A 23,861-nucleotide genomic window follows, 5' to 3' on the forward strand; every position below is an offset into this window, starting at 1 on the left:
TCGGGAAGGACCTTGCCCGTTTCCTCACGCGCCGGCGGGGTGGTAGGCAGGCCGGGACGGCGGGATGGCCGCTCTTCAACCGAACATCGGGATGGTCGAATGGTGCATGCGCCGTCCAGCGGCAGGGCCGGCGGGTTGATCCACACCGCCGTGGGCGGCGCCGGGGCTTCGGGCGGCTTGCGCACGAAGCGGTCGGGATGGCGGCGGTGCCCCTCATCGAGCACCGTCTGGCGGGCGGCCCGGATCGCCCGGGTGTCGCCGTAATGCACCTGGTGCGGCGTCATCAGCGCCAGCCCGGAGTGGCGGTGCCCGGTGTTGTACCAGGCGAAGAAGGCGCGGCAGAACGCCCGGGCATCCTGGATCGAGCCGAAGCGCTCGGGGAAGTCGCGGTGGTACTTGAGCGTCCTGAACTGCGCCTCGGAAAAGGGATTGTCGTTGGACTGCTGCGGCCGGCTGTGACTGCGCGTCACGCCGAAGTCGGCCAGCAACTCGACCACCGCTTTCGCCTTCATCGCCGCACCACGGTCGGCGTGCAGCGTCAGCCGGTCGCGGGCGACGCCATGTTTGCGCACGGTCTGCCGGATCAGCCGCTCGGCCAAAGCCGCGCTCTCGCGGTAGGCCACCGTCCAGCCGACCACGGCGCGGCTGAAGATGTCGAGGATGACGTACAGACACAGCCAGGTGCCCTTGACCGGCCCCTTCAGCTTGGTGATGTCCCAACTCCATACCTGGCCGGGCCCGGTGGCCAGAAACTCGGGCTTGGCATAGGCCGGATGCCGGCGCTGCTGGCGGCGCTCGCGCACCTCGTCGTTGGCGGCGAGCAGGCGGTACATGGTGCGCACCGAGCACAGATACTGCCCTTCGTCGAGCAGCGTGGCGTAGACCTGGGCCGGAGCGGCATCGACGAAGCGCTCGCCATGCAGCAGGTCGAGCACCTGGCGGCGTTCCGGCGCGCTCAACGTGCGCGGCGGTGAGGGGCGCCGCGGTGGCGGACACGGCGGCCTGACGCGACGCTGGCGCTCGCGGTGGCGATAGAAGCTGGCGCGCGGCACGCCGAGCGCCCGGCAGGCGGTGGCGACGTCCACCGCCGGGGCCGCCTGTTCAATGGCGGCCATCACCTGCTCTCGCCGCGGTCGGTCGAGCCGAGCGGGATCTCCAGCAATTGAGCGACTTTTTTTTGGAGATCGATGACCGCCTCGGCGCGCGTGAGCTGGTCGCGCAGGCGCGCGTTCTCGCGTTGCAGGCGCTCCAGGTCGCTCTTGTGGGGATTGGCCGGCGCACTCTTCGGCCCCGGCTTGGCCGGAGTAAGGCCGTGCAGTTGTCCGGCATCGCGCTGCCGGCGCCATCGCCCGACGTTGGACGAGTACAGCCCTTCGCGGCGCAGAATGGCGCCGACATCACCGGGGCGGGCGCGCTCGATCTTCTCCAGGATGCGCAGCTTGTCGGCGACGCTGAACGTCCGGCGTTGCGGCCGCTCGCTCACCTCCGGGTCCGGGGGCGAAAGGGGGGCGGCGGAGTGCGACGGGGTCTTCATGCTCATCAGGTCCTCAACAGCGCCCTCTACCGATCAGTTCAGGAGGCGCCTGTCTCACCCGACGTTGGCACAGAGGGGCCTCCAGCGTCAGGTGAAAACCGGCGACCATGCGGCTGGCGATGTCGATGGCCAGGGTGAGCCAGGGCCTTTGGATGGGAAGGCGGTGCCGGTCATCGAGGACGAAGACATCGACCAGCGTGTGGTCGACCTGCACGACCTGCAGCGCCCACTCCGCGGTGTAAGGTGACGTCACGGGCCGGAAACGCGCCGCCGCCTTGCGGTAGCCTTCGCGGTCGGTCATCACCGCTCGGGCGTCCAGCCGGTCGAGACGGGCCTGATGGCGTCCCAGGAGGGTGGGCGCAGGCTCTGGGCGCGGCAGTCGTGGGCGATGTGGCGGACCAGCGCGCTCACCGATGGCTTCTGGCGCGTCCGCCAGACGTCGCGGATGGCGGCCTCGATAACCGCCTCGATCGGTGCGGGCAGGCGCTTGGTCCCGGAGGGCTGGCCGCGTTGCGGACGGACCAGCGCGCTGGTCACCGGGGCCGCCCGATAGGCGGCGACCAGTTCCCGGACGCGGGTCCTTCCAAGATGGAGCTGCGCGCAAGCCTCCCGCAGGGCGGGCAGGCTCAGGCGATCCAGGGACGCCAAGCGACGCACCACGGGCTCCCGGCGCCGAGCCTCCTCCCATTCCGCGTCCGTGACATCGAGCTTGTCGCGTTTGGCCATGGCCGCCTCCCCGGCCGTAGCGCTGAGGAGGGTCCCGTCACGCGGCGGCTATCCGCTCAACAAAACCGCTGCCGTTTTGTCCGCCCATGAAGCCGGAAAGTTCGGTCCTGAAGCCGGAGTGTCCGCCCAAAGGCCGGAATCCATGCGCAGAAATCCTCATCCCCGAGTCCACCCATAAAGCCGGAGTGACAATCCTGATGGCGATCCGTCATGTGTGAGCTACGGCCCCGTCCGCACCGAGCGGCTGGCCGGGCGCAACGTCCTGCGTGGGGCTCCGGCGCCTCCCGCAGGCGACGGGGGAGCGGAGGAGGCTCACACTTCGGACTGGCGGCCACCGAAGCCCTGAGGCATAACGGCGCCGGTCCGCCCCACTGGAGCTGAGCGATATGACGATTGTGGTCACCGGCGCCGCCGGTTTCATCGGCTATCACGTGGCCGAGGCCCTGATGGCCCGCGGCGAGACCGTGCTCGGCATCGACAACCTGAACAGCTATTACACGGTGGCGCTCAAGGAAGCCCGGCTGGCCCGCCTGACCGCCAACCCGGCCTTCCGCTTCGTCCGGGCCGACATCGCCGACCGTGCCGCCATGGAGGCCCTGCGGCCCGAACTGGCCGACGTGACCGGAATCGTCCATCTCGCCGCTCAGGCGGGCGTCCGCTACTCGCTGGAGAACCCGTACGCCTACATCGAGGCGAACGTGCTGGGCCATCTCTGCATGCTGGAGATGGCGCGCAACCTGCCGAAGCTCGGGAACTTCGTCTACGCCTCCTCCTCCTCGGTGTACGGCGGCAACAAGGCGCTGCCCTTCTCGGTGGAGGATCGCGTCGACAGCCCGGTGTCCCTCTACGCCGCCACCAAGAAGGCGGACGAGTTGATGAGCCACGCATACAGCCACCTGTACGGCTTCCCCTCGACCGGGCTGCGCTTCTTCACCGTGTACGGCCCGTGGGGACGACCGGACATGGCGGCCTTCCTGTTCGCCGACGCGATCATGGCCGGCCAGCCGATCCGTGTCTTCAACGCGGGCGAGATGCAGCGCGACTTCACCTACATCGACGACATCGTTGCCGGCATTCTGGCGGCGCTCGACCGGCCGGCGGGACCGGACGCCAACGGCGTGCGCCACCGCGTTTACAACCTGGGCAACAACAACTCCGAACGGCTGCTCGACTTCATCGCCGTGCTGGAGCAGGCGCTCGGCCGTAGCGCCGACAAGAGGATGGAGCCTCTGCAGCCTGGCGACGTGCCCGCCACTTACGCCGACATCGAGGCGTCCCACCGCGACCTCGGCTTCCAGCCGACCACGCCGATCGCCGTCGGCATCCCCCGCTTCGCCGCTTGGTACAAAGACTATCATAATATTCCCTGACCCGGCCGGGCCCGCCATCTGATACGGTTGGAAAATGATCACTGCCATCATTGTCCAACCGTGAAACCCGTCAGATCAACGCTTTAGCGTTGATCGAAAGGGTCATACCGACGGCGCCTTCAGGTGCCGTCGGTATGAGAGACCATCACGGAGCGCGATAGACGCGATCCAGGCCGGGGGACTGGTCAGGAGGCGGCGATCATAGCCATGTGTTCGGTGGCGACCGACATCATGTGGCGGGCGTTCTCCGCATGCTCAGGCACCTGCTTGAGCTGTTCGGCCAGACGTTGCAGCCACCGCAGCCGGTCCAGGACGCGGTCCCGTCGGGCATAGACGTTCAGGTCGAGGATCGCCAGGCAGAAGGCCAGATGCAACAGGGTGCCGTCCTTCGGCAGGGACCGCTCCACCAGCTCCTGATCCTCGAAAAGGTCGAACAGATGGACGGCCAGCCGGTAGTCGCCGTCATGGACCAGCCGCACGAACAGCGGGGCGGCCTTGTGCAGGCGCAGGACCGGCGGAACGACCGTCTGGCCGTCGAAACGGCTGCCCGTCGGCCGCCCCAGAGACACCAACGCCCCGATGGCGGCGTCGGGGTCGATCGGCCAGAGCGCGTCGACGGCCTCGCACCGGGCCTGGAGGGCGGTGTTTTCCAAATCCCCGTCGAACAGCCCGCCAGCCTGCAGAGCGCCTCCCATCTCCACCGCCAGCCGTTCCGCCACCCGCAGGAAGGCCAGGGTTTCCAGCGGGTCCTGCGCCGGCAGGCACCGCGCCAGCAGCCCCCGCGTGAACAGGACCGAGGCGAGATTGTACGGCGCACGCCGTGCCCGGCCCGGCCCGCCGGTGGGGTCGCAGGACGCGATGGGAATCCGCCGGGGCCGCAGCAGGTCGATCCCGAAGCTCTCCTCGTAGGTCCTGGCCAGCGTGCCGTAGAGTTCGAGCGCCTCCAGGAACCGGCCGTTCAAGGTGCGATGCCGGAAGAGCCGCGCCGCGGCGCCGTTCCACACCGGCCCGCCCGGCGGCGACACGCGCATGCGCTCTTCGAGATAACGGGCGTAGACGGACGCATGCCCGCCCTCGCCGCCCGAGGAGGACAGGGTGATCGGCGCGTCCGACGCGAAGGCGGTCAGGCACGATCCGTTGGCCTCCACCACGACATGGTCGAAGCCGGCCTTGCGCAGCGCGCGCCGGATCGACAGGGGCGTGTAGAGGATGAGGTGGGAGCCCGGGGCCAACAAGGCCCGGAGCATCCCCGGAGCGAAGGACGGCGTGACGGCCTCCGCGTTCGGCGTCTTCAGCACCACGATGCCGCCGGGCGCCAGATGATGGCGCAGGATGCCGATGAAGCCGTAGGGATCGTCGATGTGCTCGATCACTTCCGAGGAGTGGACGAGGTCGAACGGTTCTCCGATGCCGCTGTCGCGGTCCAGGTAGCGGGTGACGATCGGCGCGTCGAGCAGCTTCGCCCCGGACTGGGCCAGCCCGCAGGGGTCGACCCCCACCGCCCGCCAGCCGAAACAGCGGGCCGCCATGTCCACGGTGAAGCCGAAGCCGCAGCCCACGTCCAGCAGGCTGGCCGGACGGTGCGCCCGCAGCCGCGACAGGGTGTCGGTCATGCCCCAGACATCCGCGCCCTGCTCGGCGTAATAGGCGGTGTAGTCGTCGGACGGATCGTCCTCGTAGGACGGCGGCGTACGGTCCTCGTAGAAATGCGCCGTGCAGACCCCGCAACGCAGCAGGACATGGGTCCTGTGCGTCTCGGTCACCGTCAGCACCTCCGGATGATCCCCGTTCTTCCCGCAGACCGGACAGGCATGACGGCGGCTCCGGCTGGGATCGGACCAAGCGATCACCGCTCGCCTCGCCGGGCGAGAGCGGCCGCGCGGACGGCGCGGGCCGCCTTCAGATGCTCGATTTGCGGCGCGCGGTTGTTCGCCGTGGTGCGCAGGTCGTTCAGGCTGCCGATCAGGTTGGTGAACATCTGAAGCCCGTCGGCCATCTGCTGGACACCGCCATGGCCGCGCTTCTCGAAGAAGCCGCGCAGCCTGTAATGCTCATAGGCATTCTCGAAGACGCCGTCGCGCAAAGCCTGATCCACGTCTCCGTTGATCTCCAGATAGGCGGCCTCGTTGAACTCGTCCGGACTCAGCATCCGCCGGGTCATGCGGTTGAAGACGAAGGCATAGGCGTCCTTCAGCGCGCGCAGGTGGAAGGGGGCGTCCAGCCGCGCCGCCCGCAGCGCGTCCAGCCAGGGAGCCACCCCCCGGCGCCCGATCTGGCGGTCGTCCGGGATCACCGGCTCCTCGCTTCCCGCGATGAGCGTCTCGCGCGCCATGCACAGGCCGTCGTACCAGGACTGGTACGTGTTGTCGCACAGCGCACCGGCCCGCAGGGTGCTGTCGGCGAAGGGCGCCGCGGCGCTGAAGGCGCCGACCAGGCCGGTCGCCAGGCACTCCAGCATCTTGATGTCGCTCTTGCCGTCGAAGAAGTCCTGGGTAGCCGGATCGGCGTGGGTTTCCAGCGGGCAGAACAGGATGGCCGGGGCCAGGGAGGACAGCAGCCGGAGATAATCCGCATAACGCTGCATCGGCAGCCTGCGGACGCGCACGCCGCTTTCGGTGATCAGCACGGGGGGCGTGTGGCCGACACAGACGAGCGTGAGGTCGAAGGCGAGGCAGAAATCCCGAAGGGCCTTCAGGACCGGTGCGGTGGAGACGGTGAGCGCCGGCATATCGCTCGACACCCAGACCACCGCGCCCGGCGGACCGGACGGCCGCGGAACGGCGGGACCCAGAGCCAGGTTCGGGGTGACGACGGACTTGGTCACCACATCCGTGGCGGCGTAGTAGCCAAGCTGGGTGGCCAGACGGGCGGTGGAGCAGGACAGGACGGCGCACTGGCGCACCAGCAACCGGCCCATCTGCATGTGCTCCGGCGGGAAGGACTCCCGGTAGGTGGGCGACACCAGGAGATGGTCGTCGAGGTCCAGAGCGAAGGGTTTTCCCAGCACATGCAGCGCCAGGACGGTGGCGGAGGACGGACGGCGCTGCAGCCAGATCGCGTCCACCGGTGTCCGGTCCGGGTCGTTCAGGGTGCTCATCACCATGCGGTCGCGCGACCAGACGCTGTAGCCGCCGATATCGCCCCGCCGGTACAGCTCGCCGAACGGCGCATGCAGCCGCAGTTCCCGCAGGTTTTCCGGTTCGTCGGACAGAACGAGGACATGGCGGGGAGCATCGCCGGATGCCGGCCCGGAAACCTCCCGGTCGGAAACCTTCCGGTCGGACAGCCGGCCCGGTGTCCAGGCGATCTTCCGCTTCAGCCGCGCGAGCGCGCGGTCCAGACCGTCGCCCAGCCGGTCGGCCGCGGCCTCCCATTGGAACGGCCCATCCTCGGCCATGCGGCGCGCGGCGGCGCGCATGGCGGTGTAGCGGTCCGGGTCGAGATCCACGGCGGCGTCGAGCGCGCGTTCCAGGTCCGGCATCCCGTCGTCGGTCGCCCCGCCCTGCGGCAGGATCAGGCCGCAGCCGGCCTCCACGAGCCGACGGTTCAGCACGGTCGGCAGGTTGCCGAGAATCGGGAGACCACAGGCGAGCGCGTTGACGGTGCGGATGGGAACCGCCATCCGCCGCTCGGTCGTGTCCGGGTAGACGTCGAGCGCGAAGCCTCCCGCGCCGAGCCTGCGGAACAGTTCCCCCACGCTGCGCCCGAAGGAGAGGGAGACCTGCGGCGAGTGGCGGAGCCGTTCCAACTGGGCGCGCACGGCGATGTGGTCGCGGCTTGCCGGATCGATCGTCCCCACGATGTCGATGCGCACGTCGCCGCGCCGCTCCGCCCAGGCGACGATCCCGTCCAGATAGGCCAGGGAGGAGTTCCAGGGATAGATGGTCCCGGCCAGACACAGGCGCTTGGGCGATTCCGCGCCGGAGTCATCGTTCGGCACCAGCGGACGCGGGGTGCAATAGGGAACGACGGCGGTGGGCGTGCCGCCCAGCCTGGACCCGAACTTGGCGATCCAGTAGCCGTTCTGCTCCTCCGAGCCGGTGAGGGCGAGATCCGCCCCCGCCGTGGCGGCGATCACCTTGCCTTCCGCAAACGGCAGAAGGCCCGGGATGCCATGGGCGATCTCGTGGTCCTGCAAGCCGTTCAGGTCGCAAATCTGCACGACGTCCCCGCAGCCGGTCATCGGAACCGCGCGGGTGGTCGGCCACTGCCAGACGATCGCGTCCGGACGAACCCGGCGGATCAGGCCGGACTGGTTCCTGGCGTCATACAGAAGGACGCCGTCGAGCCGGGCCGGTTCCTGGCGCCGCAGCAGCGTCACCATCTTGCTGGCGGCGGGAACGGCCACGACGGTCTCGTGCCCGGCCCCGCGCAGCATGTCCGCGATCTGGCGGGAGCGCAGGCCGCCCCCGGTTCCAATGTCGCCGTCATCGGGCAGCCAATCGATTGCGAAGACGAGAACGCGCGCCATTCGTGTATTCCGCTGCTGGGCAAGAAAGGGGCAGGCGCATCGGCCTGCACGCAAGGATAGGAACCGGTCAGACGACTTCGTTGGCGATGGCCATGACTTCGGCGATCTGCTGATCCTGTATCCGAAGGACGTCGATCATGTCGGCAAAGGCCTGGAAAGCCCGATCGTCGAAGCTCCATTCCGCCTGATCGGTCGTTCGCTTGGGAGCCGACAGGGCTGTGGCGACGGCGTTCAACAGAAGCATCAGGGCGTCGCGGTCTTCGTCCTGGATGTCGAGCCCGGTGGCGAGGCGTGCGGATGCCTGCTGGCAGGCGACCGTCAGACTGTCCTCCTCGATCCACCGCAAGACACTCGAGAGGAAGTCCGGAGCACTCGGCGCGTCGTGACGGGTGGGTATGGAAATGGCGCTCGGCATGATCTGGGACATAAGAGACCGGCTCGGCTCGTTGCATACCTTGGTGATGCGCGCAGATACCCATAAGTTGACTAACGAATCATTTATATCCACGCGCAGGCTGTATGATTGTCGCGCCGGCTATGGAAGAGCGAGCCTTCCGAGCGCTTGAACACGCCTGCCCGTTTTCGCCTGTCCTGAGCGGTTCGCCGGTTTCCCGGCATGGCCGTCAGGCCAGGTGGGGGATCAGGTCCGCGAGGTGCCGGATGGTCAGCGTCGCCGCGCTTTCCGGGGCCGCGCCGGCTTCCGCCAGCATGATCCGCCGGGGGACGCCCGCGGCTTGCGCGGCGGCCATGTCGGTCGTTTGGTCGCCCAGAAACACCGATCGGGACAGGTCGAGGTCCAGCCTCCGGGCCGCTTCCAGGATCATGCCGGGGTTGGGCTTGCGCCAGAAGCTGTCGCGGGCGTAGCGCCCGACCGTGCCGCTGCGGTGGTAGGGGCAGTGGAAAACCCCGGCGAGTTCCACACCCTGGGCCAGGAACATTCCCCGCATCCAGTCGCTCAGTTCCAGGAACGCGGCTTCGGTGAAGTAGCCTCGCGCGATGCCGGACTGGTTGGTGATGACGGCGACCCGGAAACCGCGGTCCACCGCGTGCCGCGTCAGGGTGACGATGCCGTCCATGAACGTGAAGCGGCCGATGTCACCGACATAGCCGTGGTCGACGTTCACAACCCCGTCGCGGTCCAGCAGCAGGGCCTTGCAAGCCATGACGTCCCCTGATCGGGTGCGGGGTTTGGAGTGTTGTCGCGACGCGTTGCGCGGCGGCGTTTGGAGTCTTGTCGCGTGTCCCCGGGCGCGGAGGGAGGCCCGGCTCAGCGCATGAACTGGGTCATCTTCCGCTCGGGAATCGGGGGAGGGGAGGGATGCAGGAGCAGCCCGTGATCCTCCACGTCGACCCGCGCTTCCGGATAGACGGCAAGCGCGAGCTGAAGCGCTTCGATGAAGCGCTTCCGGAAGTCGCGCAGGCGCGCGTAGCCAGCCCCGAACTGTTCGAACACCGCGGGCCAAGTGATGGTCGTGGACTTGTTCAGGCTGTGCAGCCGGTAGGCCAGCCAGATGTAGATATCGATGCTGGTGCTGTTGTTCTGGATGTGGCGCAGCGCCGGTTCCCAGATCGGAACCGGATGGGCTTTCAGCTCGCGGAAGAACGCTTCGGAAAGCAGGACACGGTCTTCCCACAGAGTGCCTTGCGGGGAATTGTGTTCCGACGAGAAATGAATGCCGCCCTTGACGATCGAATCCTTCTCGAAGCCCAGGCTGTTGGCGTCTTCCCAGGCGAAGGTCAGGTTGCAGGCGGCGATGCGCGACGCCTGCTCCCGGATGTCGCGGTAGGTCTGGCCGCCGACCGACAGGCCCATGCGGTCGAGCCAGTCGTGCATGCTGCGGCCCAGCTCGACCTCCCGGCTGTCGGTCTGAAGGGCACGGGTCTGCAGATAAAGCAGGATCATGCGTGCCCGGCTGCCATAGGGAACGCCATAGAGTTTGAAGCCGCCGCCACGAACAGGCAGTCGGCCCGGCTCGATCAGCAAACGAATCCGATGGCCGCGCCTTTCCCAGGGCTGGTCGTCGGGAAGGCGTCGATGCGGAAGCGCGGTCAAGGCAAAGCCTGAATAGGTAATGCCAAGGTCCTGGCGTTCCTCCTCCAGTACCGCGGCCGCGATGTCGATCAGCGACCGCTGATCAGGGTCGGTCTGGAGTGCTTTGGCCTGCTCACGGCCCACTTGGCTGATCAGGCGATGCAACTGGCCCATAGCACGCTGTTCTCGCCGTTTGTTCCGGGTCCACTTATGGTCCGATCCATAACACGGCAGGTTGACACCCGCAATTTGGAATCTTGTCGCGCAGACTATTAGTAAGGTTACTAGATTCACCTATTAGTTTGAGCGACAAGACTCCAGTAGAGAATCGCGAGTCGCGCGACAAGAGTCCAGGAATCGCGCGACAACATTCCAGGGGATAACCCGTTCATCCTGTGGAAGCTTGGATCGACGCGACAAAACTCCAGTTCTACGTTTCCGAATCGCTTTCCGGAGCGATTCGGTTTGCGACTCGGCGATTTGGGTGCCGGGAGCGCCAGCCATGCCCCGGGGGGCCGGGTGGACCAGGGCGAGTCGGGAAGGGGGCGCGACAAGACTCCAAACCCGGACCGGTCCGCGCGGGGCGGCACGGCGGCGTCCATGGCATGAAATCCGCGGCAAGAAAAAGGGGGAGGGCGCCCGATGGCACCCTCCCCCTTTCCACCCCGCTTCCCGGGGGGCGTCGTCCGCCTCAGCCGAAGAAGTGGCTGCGGAAATAGTGGATGGTCCGTTCCAGCCCGTCGCGCAGGGGGATGGTGGGCTCCCACTCCAGAAGGCTCTTGGCCTTGGTGATGTCGGGGCGGCGCTGCTTGGGGTCGTCCTGGGGCAGCGGGCGGTGCTCGATGACGGAGCGCGATCCGGTCAGCGCGACCACATGCTCGGCCAGTTCCAGCATGGTGAATTCGCCGGGGTTCCCGATGTTGATCGGGCCGGTGACCTCGGCGGGCGAGTCCATCAGCCGGATCATGCCTTCGATCAGGTCGTCGACGTAGCAGAAGGAGCGGGTCTGGGACCCATCGCCATAGACGGTGATCGGCTCGCCCTTCAGCGCCTGCATGATGAAGTTCGACACCACGCGGCCGTCGTTGGGATGCATGCGCGGCCCGTAGGTGTTAAATATCCGCATCACCTTGATCGGCAGCTTGTGCTGGCGGTGATAGTCGAAGAACAGCGTCTCCGCGCAGCGCTTGCCCTCGTCGTAGCAGGAGCGCGGCCCAATCGGGTTGACGTTGCCCCAATATTCCTCGGGCTGCGGATGGACGGCGGGGTCGCCGTAGACCTCGCTGGTGGAGGCCTGGAGGATGCGGGCGTTCAGCCGCTTCGCCAGCCCCAGCATGTTGATGGCGCCATGCACGCTGGTCTTGGTCGTCTGCACGGGATCGTGCTGGTAATGGACCGGGGACGCCGGGCAGGCGAGGTTGAAGATCTGGTCCACCTCGACGTACAGCGGGAAGGTGACGTCGTGGCGGATCGTCTCGAAGTTCGGGTTGCCCATCAGATGGGCGATGTTCCGCCGTGATCCGGTGAAGTAGTTGTCGACGCACACCACCTCGTCGCCGCGGGCGAGCAGCCGCTCGCAGAGGTGGGAGCCGAGGAAGCCGGCGCCGCCGGTCACCAGGACGCGTCGATTGAAGCTACGAATTCCGGTCATGGAGTGTCTCTGGAGAGTTTCTCTGGGCGGTTCGGCTCACCGGGCGTCACCGCCGGTGCCCGATTGGAAAACACTCCTGCACATGGCCGCAAGTCCGCAGCTTTGGCAAGCGATTATGCCGCGACCGCCGTTCCGGAGGCGGAGGCCGGTCAGACTCCGGCGATGCCTTGCCGGCGCAGAAGCTCCACCACCCGTTCGGCAAGCGCGTCGGCGTCCTCCGCCACCGTGTCCAGCCGCAGTTCGGGCGCATCCGGCGCCTCGTAGGGGGAGTCCACCCCGGTGAAGTTGCGCAGGGTTCCGGCCTGCGCCTTGGCGTACAGCCCCTTGGGGTCGCGCCGCATGCATTCCGTCAGCGGCGTGTCCACGAAGATCTCCAGGAAGGCACCGTCGGGCAGCAGGGCGCGCACCGCCTCCCGTTCCGCCCGGAAGGGGGCGATGAAGGCGCACAGCACGATCAGCCCGGCCTCGGTCATCAGCTTCGCCACCTCGCCGACGCGCCGGATGTTTTCCACCCGGTCGGCGTCGGTGAAGCCCAGGTCGCGGTTCAGCCCCAGCCGGACATTGTCGCCGTCCAGCATCATCGAGTGGTGGCCGAGCGCATGCAGCCTCCGCTCCACCCGGTTGGCGATGGTTGACTTGCCGGACCCCGACAGGCCCGTGAACCACAGGACCGCCGGGCGCTGCCGCTTGAGGGCCGCGCGCTCCTCCGCGGACACCGCCAGCTCCTGCCGGTGCAGATTGGCGGCGCGGCGCAGGGGGTGCCGGATCATCCCCGCGCCGACGGTCCGGTTGGAGAAGCGGTCCACCAGGATGAAGGAGCCGGTGTGGCGGTTGGCCTCGTAAGCGTCGAAGGCGAGCGGCGCCGCGGTGGACAGGTTGCACAGCCCGACCGCGTTCAGCCCCAGGACCGTGGCCGCCCCATGCTCCAGCGTTTCCACGTTCAGCGTGTGCCGCAGCGCGGTGACGGTCGCCGGAATCCACCGCGCACCCGCGCGCAGCAGGTAGGAACGGCCGGGGATCAGTGGCTCCTCCGCCATCCACAGAAGATGCGCGGCGAACTGGTCGGCCACCTCCGGCGCGCCGCCAAGCGTTTCGTCCGGGCCGCTCAGCAGGTCGCCGCGCCCGGCGTCCACCGCCTCTTCCAAGGTCACGGTCACCGCGTCGCCGGCCCGCGCCCCTGCCGCGTCGCCGTCGAAGGTCACGATCCGGGCGATCCGGGCGGACCGGCCCGACGGCCACACCGTCACCGTGCCGCCCGTCTCCAGCCGTCCCGACAGGACCGTTCCGGACAGGCCGCGGAAATCCGGGTCCACATTCGGGCCGGGACGGTTCACCCACTCCACCAGGAAGCGCAGCGGACCGTCCGCCGCCGCTCCGTCCTCCACCGCGGCGCTCTCCAGAAGCTCCAGCAGGGTGGGGCCCCGGTACCAGGGCATGGCCGCGGAGCGGTGGACGACGTTGTCGCCGCGCCGCGCCGACAGCGGGATCGCCGTCACCGACAGGAATTTCAGGGAACCGGCGAAGGCCGTGAACTCTTTCAGGACAGCGGTGAAGACGGCCTCGCCGTCCTCCACCAGATCCATCTTGTTGATGGCCAGAACGACATGGCGGATGCCCATCAGGGAGGCGACGATGGCGTGCCGCCGCGTCTGGGTCAGCAGCCCCTTGCGCGCGTCCACCAGAAGCACGGCGAGCGACGCGCCCGACGCGGCGGTCGCCATGTTGCGCGTGTACTGCTCGTGCCCCGGCGCGTCGGCGACGATGAAGCTGCGGCGCGGGGTGGCGAAGTAGCGGTGCGCGACGTCGATGGTGATGCCCTGCTCGCGTTCGGCCTCCAGCCCGTCCACCAGCAGGGAGAAGTCGATCTCCCCCTCCCGGTCCGTCCGGCCGCGGCTGTCGCGCCGGACCTGCTCCATCTGGTCGTCGGGGACCAGCCCGGCATCGTGCAGGAGCCGCCCGATCAGCGTGGACTTGCCGTCGTCCACCGACCCGCAGGTGAGGAAGCGCAGCAGGCTCTGCCCGGTGCCGGCCATCGGCCCGGTGTCGGCCATCGGCCCGGTGTCGCCCATCGGCCCGGTGTCGCCCATCGGAGAGTCCGCCATCAGAAATACCCCTCCCGCTTCTTGCGCTCCATGGAGGCCGGCTCGTCGCCGTCGATCAGGCGGCCCTGACGCTCGGAGGTCCGTGAGGCCCGCATCTCCGCGATGATGTCCTCCACGGTCGCGGCATCGGAGTCGATGGCGCCGCTCAGCGGGTAGCAGCCCAGCGTCCGGAAGCGCACCCGGCGCCTTTCCGGGACCTCGCCGGGGTTCAGAGGCAGCCGTCCGTCGTCCACCATGATGAGCGCGCCCGCGCGGCGGACCACCGGGCGCTCCGCCGCGAAATAGAGCGGCACCACGGGGATGGCCTCCGCGGCGACGTAGCGCCAGACGTCCAGCTCGGTCCAGTTCGACAGCGGGAAGACGCGGACCGACTCCCCCGGCTGGATGCGGGTGTTCCACAGGCGCCACAGCTCGGGCCGCTGGTCCCGCGGGTCCCAGGCGTGGGCGGCGTTGCGGATGGAGAAGACGCGCTCCTTGGCGCGGCTCTTCTCCTCGTCGCGCCGGGCGCCGCCGATGGCCGCGTCGAAGCCGTGCCGGTCGAGCGCCTGGCGGAGCGCCTCGGTCTTCATGACGCGGGTGTGGACGGCGGAGCCGGAGCGGATCGGGTCGATGCCCTGGGCCACCCCGTCCTGGTTCGTGTGGACGAGCAGGTTCAGCCCCAGCCGCCGCGCCGTCTCGTCCCGGAAAGCGATCATCTCCCGGAACTTCCAGCCGGTGTCCACATGCAGCAGCGGGAAGGGCACCGGCGAGGGGTGGAACGCCTTGCGCGCCAGATGCAGCAGCACGCCGCTGTCCTTGCCGATGGAATAGAGCAGCACCGGCCTGCCGAAACCGGCGGCGGTTTCACGCAGGATGGCAATGGATTCCGCTTCGAGGAGCCTGAGGTCGTCGGGCAGGTTCGGCATGGGCTTCACATGGGTGGGGCCAGGCGGGGGCAGCCGGTCGGTGTGGGCAGGCGGAGCGTCGTCGCGTCCCGCCATGTGGACGATGCGACCGATCCGTTGCCGAAACATGAAGGACGCTTCTTGTCATGTCTTTGATCCGCCGCAGGGCGGCCGGGATGCCGGAAGGCCGGGCAGGGACCGCCACAGCAGGGCGCTGCCGCGCAGCACCGCGCGGGCGTCCGTCGGGGAACGGGCGGCGAGCGCGTGGGCCAGCCGCGCCAGCGGCTCCACCGTCAGGGTAGCCGCCGCCACCAGGGCGGCGGCTACGGGGTGGAAATGCTTCGCCGCGAACAGGATTCGGCTGCGCAGGGCGTAGAATAGCCGCCGGTCGCGCACCTGGTCGGTGGTGCCGCAACCCTTGTGGAACGCTTCCGCCCCGGCGAAATGCACCACCTCCCAGCCGGCGCGGCGCGCGCGCAGGCACAGGTCCACGTCGTCGAAATAGACGAAGAAGCGCTCGTCGAAGCCGCCCAGCGCCTCGAACAGGGAGCGGCGGATCAGCAGGAAGGCGCCCATCACCTGATCGACGGGGCGGCTGTCCAGATGGTCCCACTCCGTCATGAAATGCGGCGGGAACAGGCCGGGCGCCAGCCGGTCCAGCCCCACCGCCTGGGCGAGGATGCGGCCCGGCGTCGGCACCCGCGCGCAGGACCGCTGGGTCCGCCCCGCCTCGTCCACCAGCCGGATGCCGAGGATTCCGGTGCGCGCCTGCGACGGCTCCGCCAGGAAGGCGAAGGCCGGGGCGAGCGACCGGTCCGACAGCCGGGTGTCCGGGTTCAGGAACAGCAGCCAGTCCGCCCGCGATCCGGCGGCGCCCTGGTTGCAGGCGGCGGCGAAGCCGCGGTTCTCCGGGTTGCGCAGGACGGTCAGCGGCCCGCCGCCCGCGACCAGGGCGCCGGTCTCCAGCCCGTCCGCCGATCCGTCGGCGGATGCGTTGTCCACCACCACCATGGCTTCCAGCGTCACGCCTTCCAGTGGGGCGGCGCCGGTCAGCGCCGAAGGCACCGAGGCGGCGCAGGCGCGCAGCAGGTCCCCGGCGTTCCAGTTCACGGTGATGATGCGGACGCTCGGGATCATGGCCAGTGCGGGGCGATTCGGCGTTCCAGCCGCCGGGGGAATGTGGTCTGTTACCGCGCTCTCCCCGTGCGGGGCAACGTCTGTCCGGCGTGAAGGAAGAAAAAAGAGAGGATGCCCGGCCGCATGCGCACGATCTCCCGGCACGAGCCGGCCCGGACCGGGCCGCGGCTGGCCGCCGTCCTTCTCTATGCCGCCGCCGCGCTCTTCTACGTGGTGTTCGGCGCGCAGCTTCTGGTGAAGACCCCGCCCTACGCCGGACTGGACGAGCCGTTCCACTGGCAGCGGGTGCTGCAGATCGCCCAAGGGCACTTCCTGGCGGAGGAGCTGGGACCCAACTCCTGGGGCGGGCCGATCGACCGGGCCAGCTACCTCCACATGCTCCATTACATCGAGCTGATCCAGAAGCACGCCCCGGTCGATGCGGTGCAGGCCCGCGCGTTGTCCGACCATCTCGCCACCCTGCCGCCGCGGGACGAGGTGGTGCCCTTCCCCAGCTCGGCCAGCTTCGCGCCGCTCGCCTACCTGCCGCAGGCGGCCTTCACCGCCGCCGCGCGCGCCTGGGGGCTGGGTCCGCTCGACCAGATGCACGCGGGGCGGATCGGCAACGCCGTGGCCTACGGGCTGATGGTGCTGGCGGTCCTGTGGGCGCTGCCCGGCGGGCGGCTGGTCTTCGCCGCGCTCGCCCTGTCGCCCTTCGCCCTGCAGAGCGCCTGCTCGCTCAGCGCCGACCCCCTGAACCTGACGATTCCCGCCCTGCTTCTGGCCCTGGTCTGGCGGTTCCGCGACCGCGGCACGCCGCTCGGGGCCTGGGAGGTGGCGGGGCTGCTGGCCCTGTCGGCCGCGCTCGGCTTCCTGAAGCTGACCATGGCGCCCTTCGCCGCGGCGTTGCTCTACCTGCCGGGGACGGTGGCGGGCGGGACGCGGGGACGGATCGCGCTGACCGCGCTCTGCCTCGGCCTCGCTCTGGGCATCGCGCTCTCGTGGAACATGGCCTATCCCTTCGTCCCCGGTCCCTATTGGGGAACCGCCGCCGACCCGGCGGCGCAGATCGCGGCCATGCGCGCCGACCCGCTGGAGACGCTGCGGATCTTCGCCACCACCACGCGGGACTGGGCGATCATGTGGTGGCGCGACGGCTACGGGCGCTACGGCGGCCACCCGCCGCCCTGGAGCGGCTACGCCGACGACCGGCTGATCCTGGCGGCCCTGTGGGTCCTGCCGGCCCTGGCCCTGTGCGACGGCGCCCGCCGCCGCGATCCGGTGATCGGGGTGGGCTATCTGCTGCCGGCCCCGGCCTACGTGCTGGTCGTCATGGCGGCCTTCTGGGTCGGCTTCACCCCGGTCGGGGCGAACATGGTGCTGGGGCTTCAGGGCCGCTACTTCCTGCCGGCCCAGGTTCTGGTCGTCCTGGCGCTCGCGGCGGCGGCGGGGCCCTGGACCCCGGCGGGCCTGCGCCACGGGCTGCGGTTCGGGCTGTTCGCCCTTTTCATGGCGCTGAACGGTGCGGTTCTGCTGGACGTGCTGGCCGCCTGGGGGCGGCTGTGGGTTCCGGCGGGCGGCGTGAATTGAGGCCAGCGTGAATTGACAGCGGCTGCGTGCAGCGCCTATCTGTTGCGGCCCGTTTTCTCCTTCCCGCGCTGGTGGCGGTGCCGCCTGCGGAGCTTTCCAGGACAGTCGCATGGAACAGCGCCCTTCCGCCCTCCGCCTCGCCGCCAGGACCCTCCGCACCGCCCTGACGCGGACCGGCCTGGTCGAACCGCCGCCGCCCCCTCGCAAGCCCTTCGTCTACGCCATCGAGGTCTTCTGGTGCGACCGCAACGGCCTCTATCTGGAAGGCTGGATTCACGCCTATGAGCGGCGCATCCTGACCCTGCGCGTCGCCGCGGGGGAGGACGCCTACGAGATCGCCGGCTTCGCGCCCCGCCCGGACGTGCTGCCCCATTACGCGGAGTTCCCCAACAGCGCGGAGAGCGGCTTCAAGCTCTATCTCCCCTGGCGGGCGGGCACCCCGGTGACCTTCGAGGTGATCACCGCCGACGACCGCTTCGTCGAGACGGTGGAGCTTCCCCGCTCCCCCGAGGCCGCCCGCAAGCCCTACTGCCTGACCGACGGCAGCGTCTGGCAGGACCCCAAGCCGGAGCACGGCGCCGCGGAGCGGGCGTTCGAGGATTTCCAGCGCGAAGTGAACGAACGCCGGCTGGTCGTCGCCGAGGTCGGCGCCCGCGTGGTCAGCTCGCAGATGAGCCCGCTGCGCGCCGCCTTCTCCGGGGCGGAGCGCTACATCGGCATGGACATCCACGCCGCCCCCAACGTCGATGTGGTCGGCGACGCCCATTACATCCACGACCTGATCGGGACGGCAGCGGCCGGGGCGGTCTTCTCGCTGTCGGTGATGGAGCATCTCGCCCATCCCTGGCTCTTCGCCTACGGCGTGAACCGGGCGCTGCAGATCGGCGGCCTCACCTTCCACACGACCCACCAGTCCTGGCCCGTGCACGAAGAGCCGAACGATTTCTGGCGCTTCAGCGACGAGGGGCTCAAGATCCTGTTCGGCCCGGCCATGGGGTTCGAGATCATCGCCGCCGGGATGAATCAGAAGGTTCGGATATACATGGAGCATTGTGTTCCGGCGCATGCGCTCATGCCGCTCGTTTCCTCCTTCGGCGGTTCCTTCGTCCTGGCCCGCAAAGTGCGGGAGCTGCCGGACGGCGTGGTGACATGGCCGACCGACCGCAGGATTTCGGAGGATCTTGCCCGCCACTATCCGCAGCGTGGTTGAGGAAAAGCCGGTGCCGCGCCGGTCCGGCGCGGCGCGTCTTGTGGTTGGAAGACCGGCTTGTTAAGACGACAGGGCGGATCGGGACGATGGTGGGGACGGAATGAACAAGATCGACATGGGCGGTACGGAAATCATCGACTGGACTCGGACGATCGTTTGGGAAGCCGGGGACAATCACCTGGACGCCGTCTGCCCGGCCTGTGGCGACGGCGGGGCCAAGCAGGTCCGTCTGCGGGTCCGCTCTCCCTGGCCCCCGCATCCGGAGCAGCCGCTGGTGTCCTGCCCGGCCTGCGGGACCGCCTTCCATCCGACCATGGGGCAGCCGCCTTACGAGGCCGTGCTGGACCCGCTGGTGGACGTCTATCTGGAGCAGAACGCGGGCATCGACGTGATGGCCGAGCTTCTGGCGGCGATCGATCCCACCGCGGTGCGCCGCTACATCGAGATCGGCTGCGGCTTCGGCTTCCTGCTCGATTACGCCCGTGTGGCGTTCGGCTGGGACGCCCGGGGCTTCGATCCGGGATACAGCGCCCGCTTCGGACGGGAAGCGCTCGGCGTCGACATCCAGCACGTCTATCTGCATTCGGCGGCCGATGCGGGGCCGGAACCCTACGATCTCGCTCTGTGCGCCGAACTGATCGAGCATGTCTTCGAACCGGAAAAGCTGCTCGTCGTCCTGCGCGATGCGCTGACGATCGAGGGCACGCTGCTGCTCACCACGCCCAGCGCCACCGGCATCCGTCCGGAAACGCAGCCGGGCACGCTGTTGTCGATGCTGTGCCCGGGCTATCACTACGCGCTCTACAGCCCCAAGGGGATCGAGGCCCTCCTGCGGAGGGTCGGGTTCAAGAGCGTCATGGTGGTGGACCGTGGACACACGCTGAGAGTGGCGGCGTCGGTCGGCGAGGAACTGCGGGCCGATCTGACCCGGTCCTTCAACCGGCGCCCCTACCATGATTATCTGCGCACGCGCGTCGGAACGACCGATCCGGTCACGCCCCTCGGCGTGGGGTATCGCTACCGGCTTCTGAAGGAAATGACCAACGCCGGGAACTTCGAAGCCGCGCGCGCCGCGCAGGCGGACGTGTTCGCGGCCTGCCGGCAGCACTGGAACCTCGATTTCACCGACCCCGCCCGTCTGCTCGCCGATCTGTCGGCGGCCCCGAAGCCGAAGAGCATCGAGGAGCATCACGGCGCCTATCCGTTCTGCCTGGGCAGCATCCTGTATTTCAGCGGCATCGTGGCGTGGCTGGCCGACGGACAGCGCGATCTGGCCCGGCAGTGGTTCCAGGCGGCGGCGTTCGCCGGTGAGCAGATGCGCGCGACCCTGCACATCATCGGAGCCGACGACGAGGAAAGCGAGGAGCTGATGTGGCGGGCCCGCTGCTACGCCAGCCACCTGCTCGTCTGGAGCCAGCCGGACCGGGCCGTGGAGGAGCTGCAGACGCTTGCCCACACCCCCAGTCCGCAGCTCGGCGAGCGCATTCCCGCCGGCATCCTGGAGGACGCGCAGCGCAAGATCTTCGTGGATCTGGTCAATCTCGGCCAGTACAAGGCGGCGGACCGGCTGGCCGCGGGGGTGGAAGCCGCCCTGCCGGAGAGCGGCGCCGTCCTAGCCTCCACCGCCTTCGCGCTCGGCATCCTGACGCTGAACCACCGCAAGGCGCCGCGCAGCGCCGCGGCCTTCTTCGGGCGCGCCCACCGGGCCTGTCTGGACCTGCCCGACCGCGCCACCGCGCCGATCGTCCAAGCCCTGCTGTGGCCGTCGCTGTTCCACCAGGGGCAGGCGCTGGTCAACGCCGGACGGAAGGACGAGGCGGGCGAGGCCCTGCGCGGCCTGCTGAAGCCCGAGGCCGGCCTGCCGTCCGTGCCGCTCGACCTGCGGGCGCGGACGGAGCTTCTGGTCCGCACCCAGCGCCTGCCCACCTGACGCGAGCCAGAGGACGGAAACGCCCCCATGCTGAGCACCCTGATCCGTCTTCCCTTCCGCCTGCGTTTCGTGATCGCCTGGGCGATCGTGCAATGCAAGATCATGGCGGGCTACGTCTCCTACTGGATCAGCGGCTTCCGCAAGGACAGCTATGTGCGCGAACGCTGGGACGGGCGGGTGCCGCTCGCCGGGGCGCGCCGCGTGGTGGTGTTCGTTCATTACGACCGGCAGGGCGTCGTCCACGATTTCGTGTGGCATTACCTGCGCCAGCTCCACGCGCTGGGCTTCGCCATCGTCTTCGCCAGCAACGCGCCGCGTCTGGCCGAGTCCCAGATCGAGCCGCTGCGGGACATCTGCGCGCTCATCCTCCGGCGCGACAACGTCGGCTACGACTTCGGCGCCTACAAGGAAGGCATCGCCGCGATTCCGGATCGGACCGCGCTCGACGCGCTGCTGCTCGCCAACGACAGCGTCTACGGCCCGCTGCACCATCTGGCGGGGCTGCTGGAGCGGATGGACCCGCAGGACGCCGACGTCTGGGGCGCGTCGGACAGTTGGGAGTTCGCCTTCCACCTGCAGAGCTACTTCCTGCTGTTCCACAAGGCGGCGCTCGCCTCTCCCGCCTTCGGAGCCTTCTGGGACCGGCTGCGCTACGTCCAGTCCAAGACCTGGATCGTGCGCAAGTACGAGATCGGGCTGACCCGCGCGCTGCGCCGCGCCGGCCTGCGTTGCCGTGCCGCCTTCCCCTACCGTCAGGCGGCGACCGCCCTGATCGAGGCGGTGGTGGAGCGCAACATCGCCGGCGACGGCATGGACCCGGTGCGCAAATCCTTCATCCAGCAGGTTTTCCGGACGATCAACGCCGGCGTTCCGCTGAACGGGACGCATTTCTTCTGGGACTATCTGATCGCCCAGATGGACTTCCCGTTCCTGAAACGCGACCTGCTGCAGAAGAATCCGGCGCGCATTCCGCTGCTGAACTATTGGGAACGGGTGGTGAAGCAGTCGAGCGACTACGACACCGAGCTGATCCTGCGTCATCTCGAATTGTCCTTGAAGAACCGAAGCGTCTGAGGCGTTTCACCGGTCAGCCCTTGGTGAGGGATGGCCCCTGTGAGGGATGGGGGGCACACCGCTCCGGAAATCGATGCCCCCTGCGCGTCGCCCCTTCCCGTCGCGCAGGGTGCTGCCTTATGGTCGGAACGCAACGGTTGCCGTGCCCCGAACGAGATCGTCGATGGAAGAGCCTCTGGTCAGCGTCGTCATACCGGTCTTCAACCGGGCTCACACGCTGCGCCGTGCCATCGACAGCGTGCTGACGCAGGACGTCGCGTCCTGGGAATTGATCGTCGTGGACGACGGCTCCACCGACGGCAGCCCGGATATACCCGATTCCTTCGGCGACGCGCGTATCCGGTCGATCCGGCACGAAACCAACCGCGGGGCGGCGGCGGCGCGCAACACCGGGCTGGAGGCGTCGCGCGGCCGCTACATCGCCTTCCTCGACTCCGACGACGAATGGCTGCCGGGCAAGCTGCGTGCCCAGATCGACGTGCTGGAAGGCGGGCCGGACGCGCCGCAGGCGCTGTGCACCGGCTTCCTTCTGCACCGGGAGGAGACCGGACGCCGCATGAAGCGGTGGCCGAAGCCCGAGGGGACCTGGTTCGAGACGATCCTCGACGGCTGCTACGTCTCCCCCGGCTCCACCCTCATGGTGCGGCGCGACTGTTTCGCCGCCGTCGGCCCGCTCGACGAGACGCTGCCCCGGCTCGAGGACTGGGACTGGCTCCTGCGCTGCATGGAACGCTTCACCTTCGACTGCCTGCCGGTGCTGGGGGCGGTGGTGCATGTGGGACGGCCCGCGCGCTCGGGGCCGGTCGCCGTCGCTATCGACCGTCTCGACCGGCTGCACGCCGACCGCGTGCTGCGCATCGCCGGTCCGGAAGGGCTGCGGCGTTTCCGCGCCAGCCTCGCCATCGAACAGGCGGTCGCCGCCGTGCACGAGGACGCCCACGCGAAGGCGCTCAGCCACATCGGGCGCGCCTTCTCCTGGTCCCCAACGCGCACCGCGCGCTTCCTGGCCCGCTGCGCCGTCCGCGCCTTCTGACGGCCGGCGTCCCGCCGCCTCAGCGATGGACGGGCAGGCGGCGGTAGAGGGCCAGCAGCCGGTCGGCGGCCCCCGGCCATGTGAAGTCCTGGACGCGCCGCCGCCCCTTGGCGATCAGCCCGTGGCGCAGAGCGGAGTCGCCGAGCACCCGCTCCAGGGCTTCCGTCAGGCTTTCGGGCTCCATGGGGTCGAAATAGGCGGCGGCGTCGCCGGCGATCTCGGGAAAGCAGCTCCGGTCGCTCAGCACCGCCGGGCAGCCGTTGGCGAAGCTCTCCAGGATCGGCAGCCCGAACCCCTCGTACAGCGACGGGAAGACGAAGGCGGTGGCGTGCGCGTAGGCGTAGGCGAGGTCGCCGGCGGCCAGCGTGCGCTGGTGCAGGCGGGCGGCGCAGCCGGCTTCCAGGAAGGGCTGGCGCTCCTCGTCCTGGAGATGGCCCCCGCCGACGCAGACCAGATGCAGGTCGGGCCGGCGCGCCAGCAGGGCGGCCAGACGCCGCGCCACGCCCGCGAAGTTCTTATAGCCGTCGCGCCGTCCCACGATCAGCAGATAGCGGTCCGGCAGCGCGATCCCCGCCCGGCGGCCCGGCACCCACACGGCGTCCCGCGACAGGCCGTGATGCACCACCTCCACCCGCGCCGGGTCGATGCCGTAGAGCCGGACCAGATCGGCCTTGGTGTGCTCCGACACCGCGACGATGGCGGCGGCGGCGGCGCAGAGCGCCCGCTTGCCGGGATGGATCTCCTCCGGCTTGACGAAGATCTCCGGCATCAGCTCCGGCGCCATGTCGTGGACGGTCACCACCATGGGGCGTCCGTGAAGCAGGTCGGTCAGGCCGGTGTCGTAGAAGGTCTGATGGAAGACGTCGAAGGCCCCATGCCGCAGCGCGCGGCGGACCAGCCGCCGGTTGTGGGCGCGCAGAAGGCTGCGCTTGCCGGGGAAATGCCGGTTGCCCAGGAAATCCCGGACGTCGAGGTCCGGCTGGTCCATCAGATGGCTGTTGATGACCTGCCGGAAGGGCAGGACCACCTGCACGCCGGGACGGGCGCGCAGCTCCGTGACGATCTCGGCGAAGCAACGCGACACGCCGCCGTGACGCTGGATGGAGAAGATGTGGTCGTCGAAGAGAACGCGCATGCG

At 69.0% G+C, this 23,861-nt stretch carries 18 protein-coding genes and 1 pseudogene; 6 read left to right on the top strand and 13 right to left on the bottom strand.

Going from position 1 to position 23,861, the window contains the following annotated elements:
• Positions 1-128: 128 nt before the first annotated feature.
• From DS843_RS20480 to DS843_RS20490, 3 genes and pseudogenes are all read right to left on the bottom strand, one after another.
• A pseudogene (locus tag DS843_RS20480) lies at positions 129-1,540 on the bottom strand (IS3 family transposase); the annotation flags it as partial.
• Between the two features lie 7 nt (positions 1,541-1,547).
• Entirely contained in the window at positions 1,548-1,835 is a 288-nt protein-coding gene (locus DS843_RS20485) for a hypothetical protein (RefSeq protein WP_149470691.1), read from the bottom strand.
• Complete coding sequence (locus tag DS843_RS20490; protein WP_149470692.1) at positions 1,835-2,260, bottom strand: hypothetical protein; 426 nt, start codon at positions 2,258-2,260, stop codon at positions 1,835-1,837. The genes DS843_RS20485 and DS843_RS20490 overlap by 1 nt, the downstream gene beginning before the upstream one ends.
• A 386-nt stretch (positions 2,261-2,646) precedes the next feature.
• On the opposite strand from DS843_RS20490, the gene DS843_RS20495 reads away from it, so the two are divergent.
• The gene (locus tag DS843_RS20495) at positions 2,647-3,630 is read left to right on the top strand and encodes an SDR family NAD(P)-dependent oxidoreductase (RefSeq protein ID WP_149470693.1); all 984 of its coding nucleotides are present in this window, start codon (positions 2,647-2,649) and stop codon (positions 3,628-3,630) included.
• Between the two features lie 185 nt (positions 3,631-3,815).
• On the opposite strand, the gene DS843_RS20500 is transcribed toward DS843_RS20495, so the two are convergent.
• The 9 genes from DS843_RS20500 to DS843_RS20540 form a co-directional block, all read right to left on the bottom strand.
• A complete protein-coding gene (locus DS843_RS20500; RefSeq protein WP_149470694.1) occupies positions 3,816-5,393 on the bottom strand; it encodes a class I SAM-dependent methyltransferase in 1,578 nt (525 codons plus the stop codon).
• A gap of 83 nt (positions 5,394-5,476) precedes the next feature.
• The gene (locus DS843_RS20505; protein ID WP_149470695.1) at positions 5,477-8,101 is read right to left on the bottom strand and encodes a glycosyltransferase family protein; all 2,625 of its coding nucleotides are present in this window, start codon (positions 8,099-8,101) and stop codon (positions 5,477-5,479) included.
• A 67-nt stretch (positions 8,102-8,168) separates the two neighbouring features.
• Positions 8,169-8,528: a hypothetical protein gene (locus tag DS843_RS20510; RefSeq protein WP_149470696.1), complete on the bottom strand. Its 360-nt coding sequence runs from the start codon at positions 8,526-8,528 to the stop codon at positions 8,169-8,171.
• A 196-nt stretch (positions 8,529-8,724) separates the two neighbouring features.
• Entirely contained in the window at positions 8,725-9,264 is a 540-nt protein-coding gene (gene gmhB / locus DS843_RS20515; RefSeq protein WP_149470697.1) for an HAD family hydrolase, read from the bottom strand.
• 104 nt (positions 9,265-9,368) lie between these two features.
• A complete protein-coding gene (locus DS843_RS20520; RefSeq protein WP_149470698.1) occupies positions 9,369-10,307 on the bottom strand; it encodes a replication protein RepA in 939 nt (312 codons plus the stop codon).
• 517 nt (positions 10,308-10,824) lie between these two features.
• Positions 10,825-11,784 (bottom strand): UDP-glucuronic acid decarboxylase family protein, encoded by a 960-nt coding sequence (locus tag DS843_RS20525; protein WP_149470699.1) that lies wholly within the window; start codon positions 11,782-11,784, stop codon positions 10,825-10,827.
• Between the two features lie 149 nt (positions 11,785-11,933).
• Complete coding sequence (gene cysC / locus DS843_RS20530) at positions 11,934-13,886, bottom strand: adenylyl-sulfate kinase (protein WP_286192218.1); 1,953 nt, start codon at positions 13,884-13,886, stop codon at positions 11,934-11,936.
• Positions 13,886-14,899, bottom strand: coding sequence for a sulfate adenylyltransferase subunit CysD (cysD, locus tag DS843_RS20535; RefSeq protein WP_475849261.1), 1,014 nt, complete (start codon positions 14,897-14,899; stop codon positions 13,886-13,888). The genes cysC and cysD overlap by 1 nt, the downstream gene beginning before the upstream one ends.
• 15 nt (positions 14,900-14,914) lie before the next feature.
• Positions 14,915-15,907, bottom strand: a complete 993-nt coding sequence (locus tag DS843_RS20540; RefSeq protein ID WP_149470700.1) for a glycosyltransferase family 2 protein — start codon at positions 15,905-15,907, stop codon at positions 14,915-14,917.
• Positions 15,908-16,030: 123 nt separating this feature from the next.
• Here DS843_RS20540 and DS843_RS20545 point away from each other — a divergent pair, with 123 nt between their 5' ends.
• From DS843_RS20545 to DS843_RS20565, 5 genes are all read left to right on the top strand, one after another.
• Positions 16,031-17,476 (top strand): DUF2142 domain-containing protein, encoded by a 1,446-nt coding sequence (locus DS843_RS20545; RefSeq protein ID WP_149470701.1) that lies wholly within the window; start codon positions 16,031-16,033, stop codon positions 17,474-17,476.
• A gap of 109 nt (positions 17,477-17,585) precedes the next feature.
• The gene (locus DS843_RS20550) at positions 17,586-18,686 is read left to right on the top strand and encodes a hypothetical protein (RefSeq protein ID WP_149470702.1); all 1,101 of its coding nucleotides are present in this window, start codon (positions 17,586-17,588) and stop codon (positions 18,684-18,686) included.
• A 100-nt stretch (positions 18,687-18,786) separates the two neighbouring features.
• Positions 18,787-20,616, top strand: a complete 1,830-nt coding sequence (locus DS843_RS20555; RefSeq protein ID WP_286192219.1) for a class I SAM-dependent methyltransferase — start codon at positions 18,787-18,789, stop codon at positions 20,614-20,616.
• Between the two features lie 27 nt (positions 20,617-20,643).
• Complete coding sequence (locus DS843_RS20560; RefSeq protein WP_149470703.1) at positions 20,644-21,690, top strand: rhamnan synthesis F family protein; 1,047 nt, start codon at positions 20,644-20,646, stop codon at positions 21,688-21,690.
• A 163-nt stretch (positions 21,691-21,853) separates the two neighbouring features.
• Positions 21,854-22,723 carry a glycosyltransferase family 2 protein gene (locus DS843_RS20565; RefSeq protein WP_167525382.1) on the top strand — a complete coding sequence of 290 codons (870 nt, stop codon included), beginning with the start codon at positions 21,854-21,856 and terminating at the stop codon, positions 22,721-22,723.
• A 19-nt stretch (positions 22,724-22,742) separates the two neighbouring features.
• Here DS843_RS20565 and DS843_RS20570 read toward each other — a convergent pair whose 3' ends face one another.
• Complete coding sequence (locus DS843_RS20570) at positions 22,743-23,858, bottom strand: glycosyltransferase family 4 protein (RefSeq protein ID WP_167525383.1); 1,116 nt, start codon at positions 23,856-23,858, stop codon at positions 22,743-22,745.
• Between the last annotated feature and the right edge of the window lie 3 nt (positions 23,859-23,861).

Origin of the sequence: Roseomonas genomospecies 6 (assembly GCF_008365375.1) — a bacterium.
Taxonomy (GTDB): Bacteria; Pseudomonadota; Alphaproteobacteria; order Azospirillales; family Azospirillaceae; genus Azospirillum.

What these genes read in the sequence shown, in the direction of transcription:
- cysC (WP_286192218.1), bottom strand. Translation starts at nt 13,886, where the DNA reads ATGGCGGACTCTCCGATGGGCGACACCGGGCCGATGGGCGACACCGGG.
- DS843_RS20570 (WP_167525383.1), bottom strand. Translation starts at nt 23,858, where the DNA reads ATGCGCGTTCTCTTCGACGACCACATCTTCTCCATCCAGCGTCACGGC.
- cysD (WP_475849261.1), bottom strand. Translation starts at nt 14,899, where the DNA reads ATGTTTCGGCAACGGATCGGTCGCATCGTCCACATGGCGGGACGCGAC.
- DS843_RS20555 (WP_286192219.1), top strand. Translation starts at nt 18,787, where the DNA reads ATGAACAAGATCGACATGGGCGGTACGGAAATCATCGACTGGACTCGG.
- DS843_RS20560 (WP_149470703.1), top strand. Translation starts at nt 20,644, where the DNA reads ATGCTGAGCACCCTGATCCGTCTTCCCTTCCGCCTGCGTTTCGTGATC.
- DS843_RS20510 (WP_149470696.1), bottom strand. Translation starts at nt 8,528, where the DNA reads ATGTCCCAGATCATGCCGAGCGCCATTTCCATACCCACCCGTCACGAC.
- gmhB (WP_149470697.1), bottom strand. Translation starts at nt 9,264, where the DNA reads ATGGCTTGCAAGGCCCTGCTGCTGGACCGCGACGGGGTTGTGAACGTC.
- DS843_RS20565 (WP_167525382.1), top strand. Translation starts at nt 21,854, where the DNA reads ATGGAAGAGCCTCTGGTCAGCGTCGTCATACCGGTCTTCAACCGGGCT.
- DS843_RS20520 (WP_149470698.1), bottom strand. Translation starts at nt 10,307, where the DNA reads ATGGGCCAGTTGCATCGCCTGATCAGCCAAGTGGGCCGTGAGCAGGCC.
- DS843_RS20540 (WP_149470700.1), bottom strand. Translation starts at nt 15,907, where the DNA reads ATGATCCCGAGCGTCCGCATCATCACCGTGAACTGGAACGCCGGGGAC.
- DS843_RS20550 (WP_149470702.1), top strand. Translation starts at nt 17,586, where the DNA reads ATGGAACAGCGCCCTTCCGCCCTCCGCCTCGCCGCCAGGACCCTCCGC.
- DS843_RS20525 (WP_149470699.1), bottom strand. Translation starts at nt 11,784, where the DNA reads ATGACCGGAATTCGTAGCTTCAATCGACGCGTCCTGGTGACCGGCGGC.
- DS843_RS20545 (WP_149470701.1), top strand. Translation starts at nt 16,031, where the DNA reads ATGCGCACGATCTCCCGGCACGAGCCGGCCCGGACCGGGCCGCGGCTG.
- DS843_RS20485 (WP_149470691.1), bottom strand. Translation starts at nt 1,835, where the DNA reads ATGACCGACCGCGAAGGCTACCGCAAGGCGGCGGCGCGTTTCCGGCCC.
- DS843_RS20505 (WP_149470695.1), bottom strand. Translation starts at nt 8,101, where the DNA reads ATGGCGCGCGTTCTCGTCTTCGCAATCGATTGGCTGCCCGATGACGGC.
- DS843_RS20490 (WP_149470692.1), bottom strand. Translation starts at nt 2,260, where the DNA reads ATGGCCAAACGCGACAAGCTCGATGTCACGGACGCGGAATGGGAGGAG.
- DS843_RS20495 (WP_149470693.1), top strand. Translation starts at nt 2,647, where the DNA reads ATGACGATTGTGGTCACCGGCGCCGCCGGTTTCATCGGCTATCACGTG.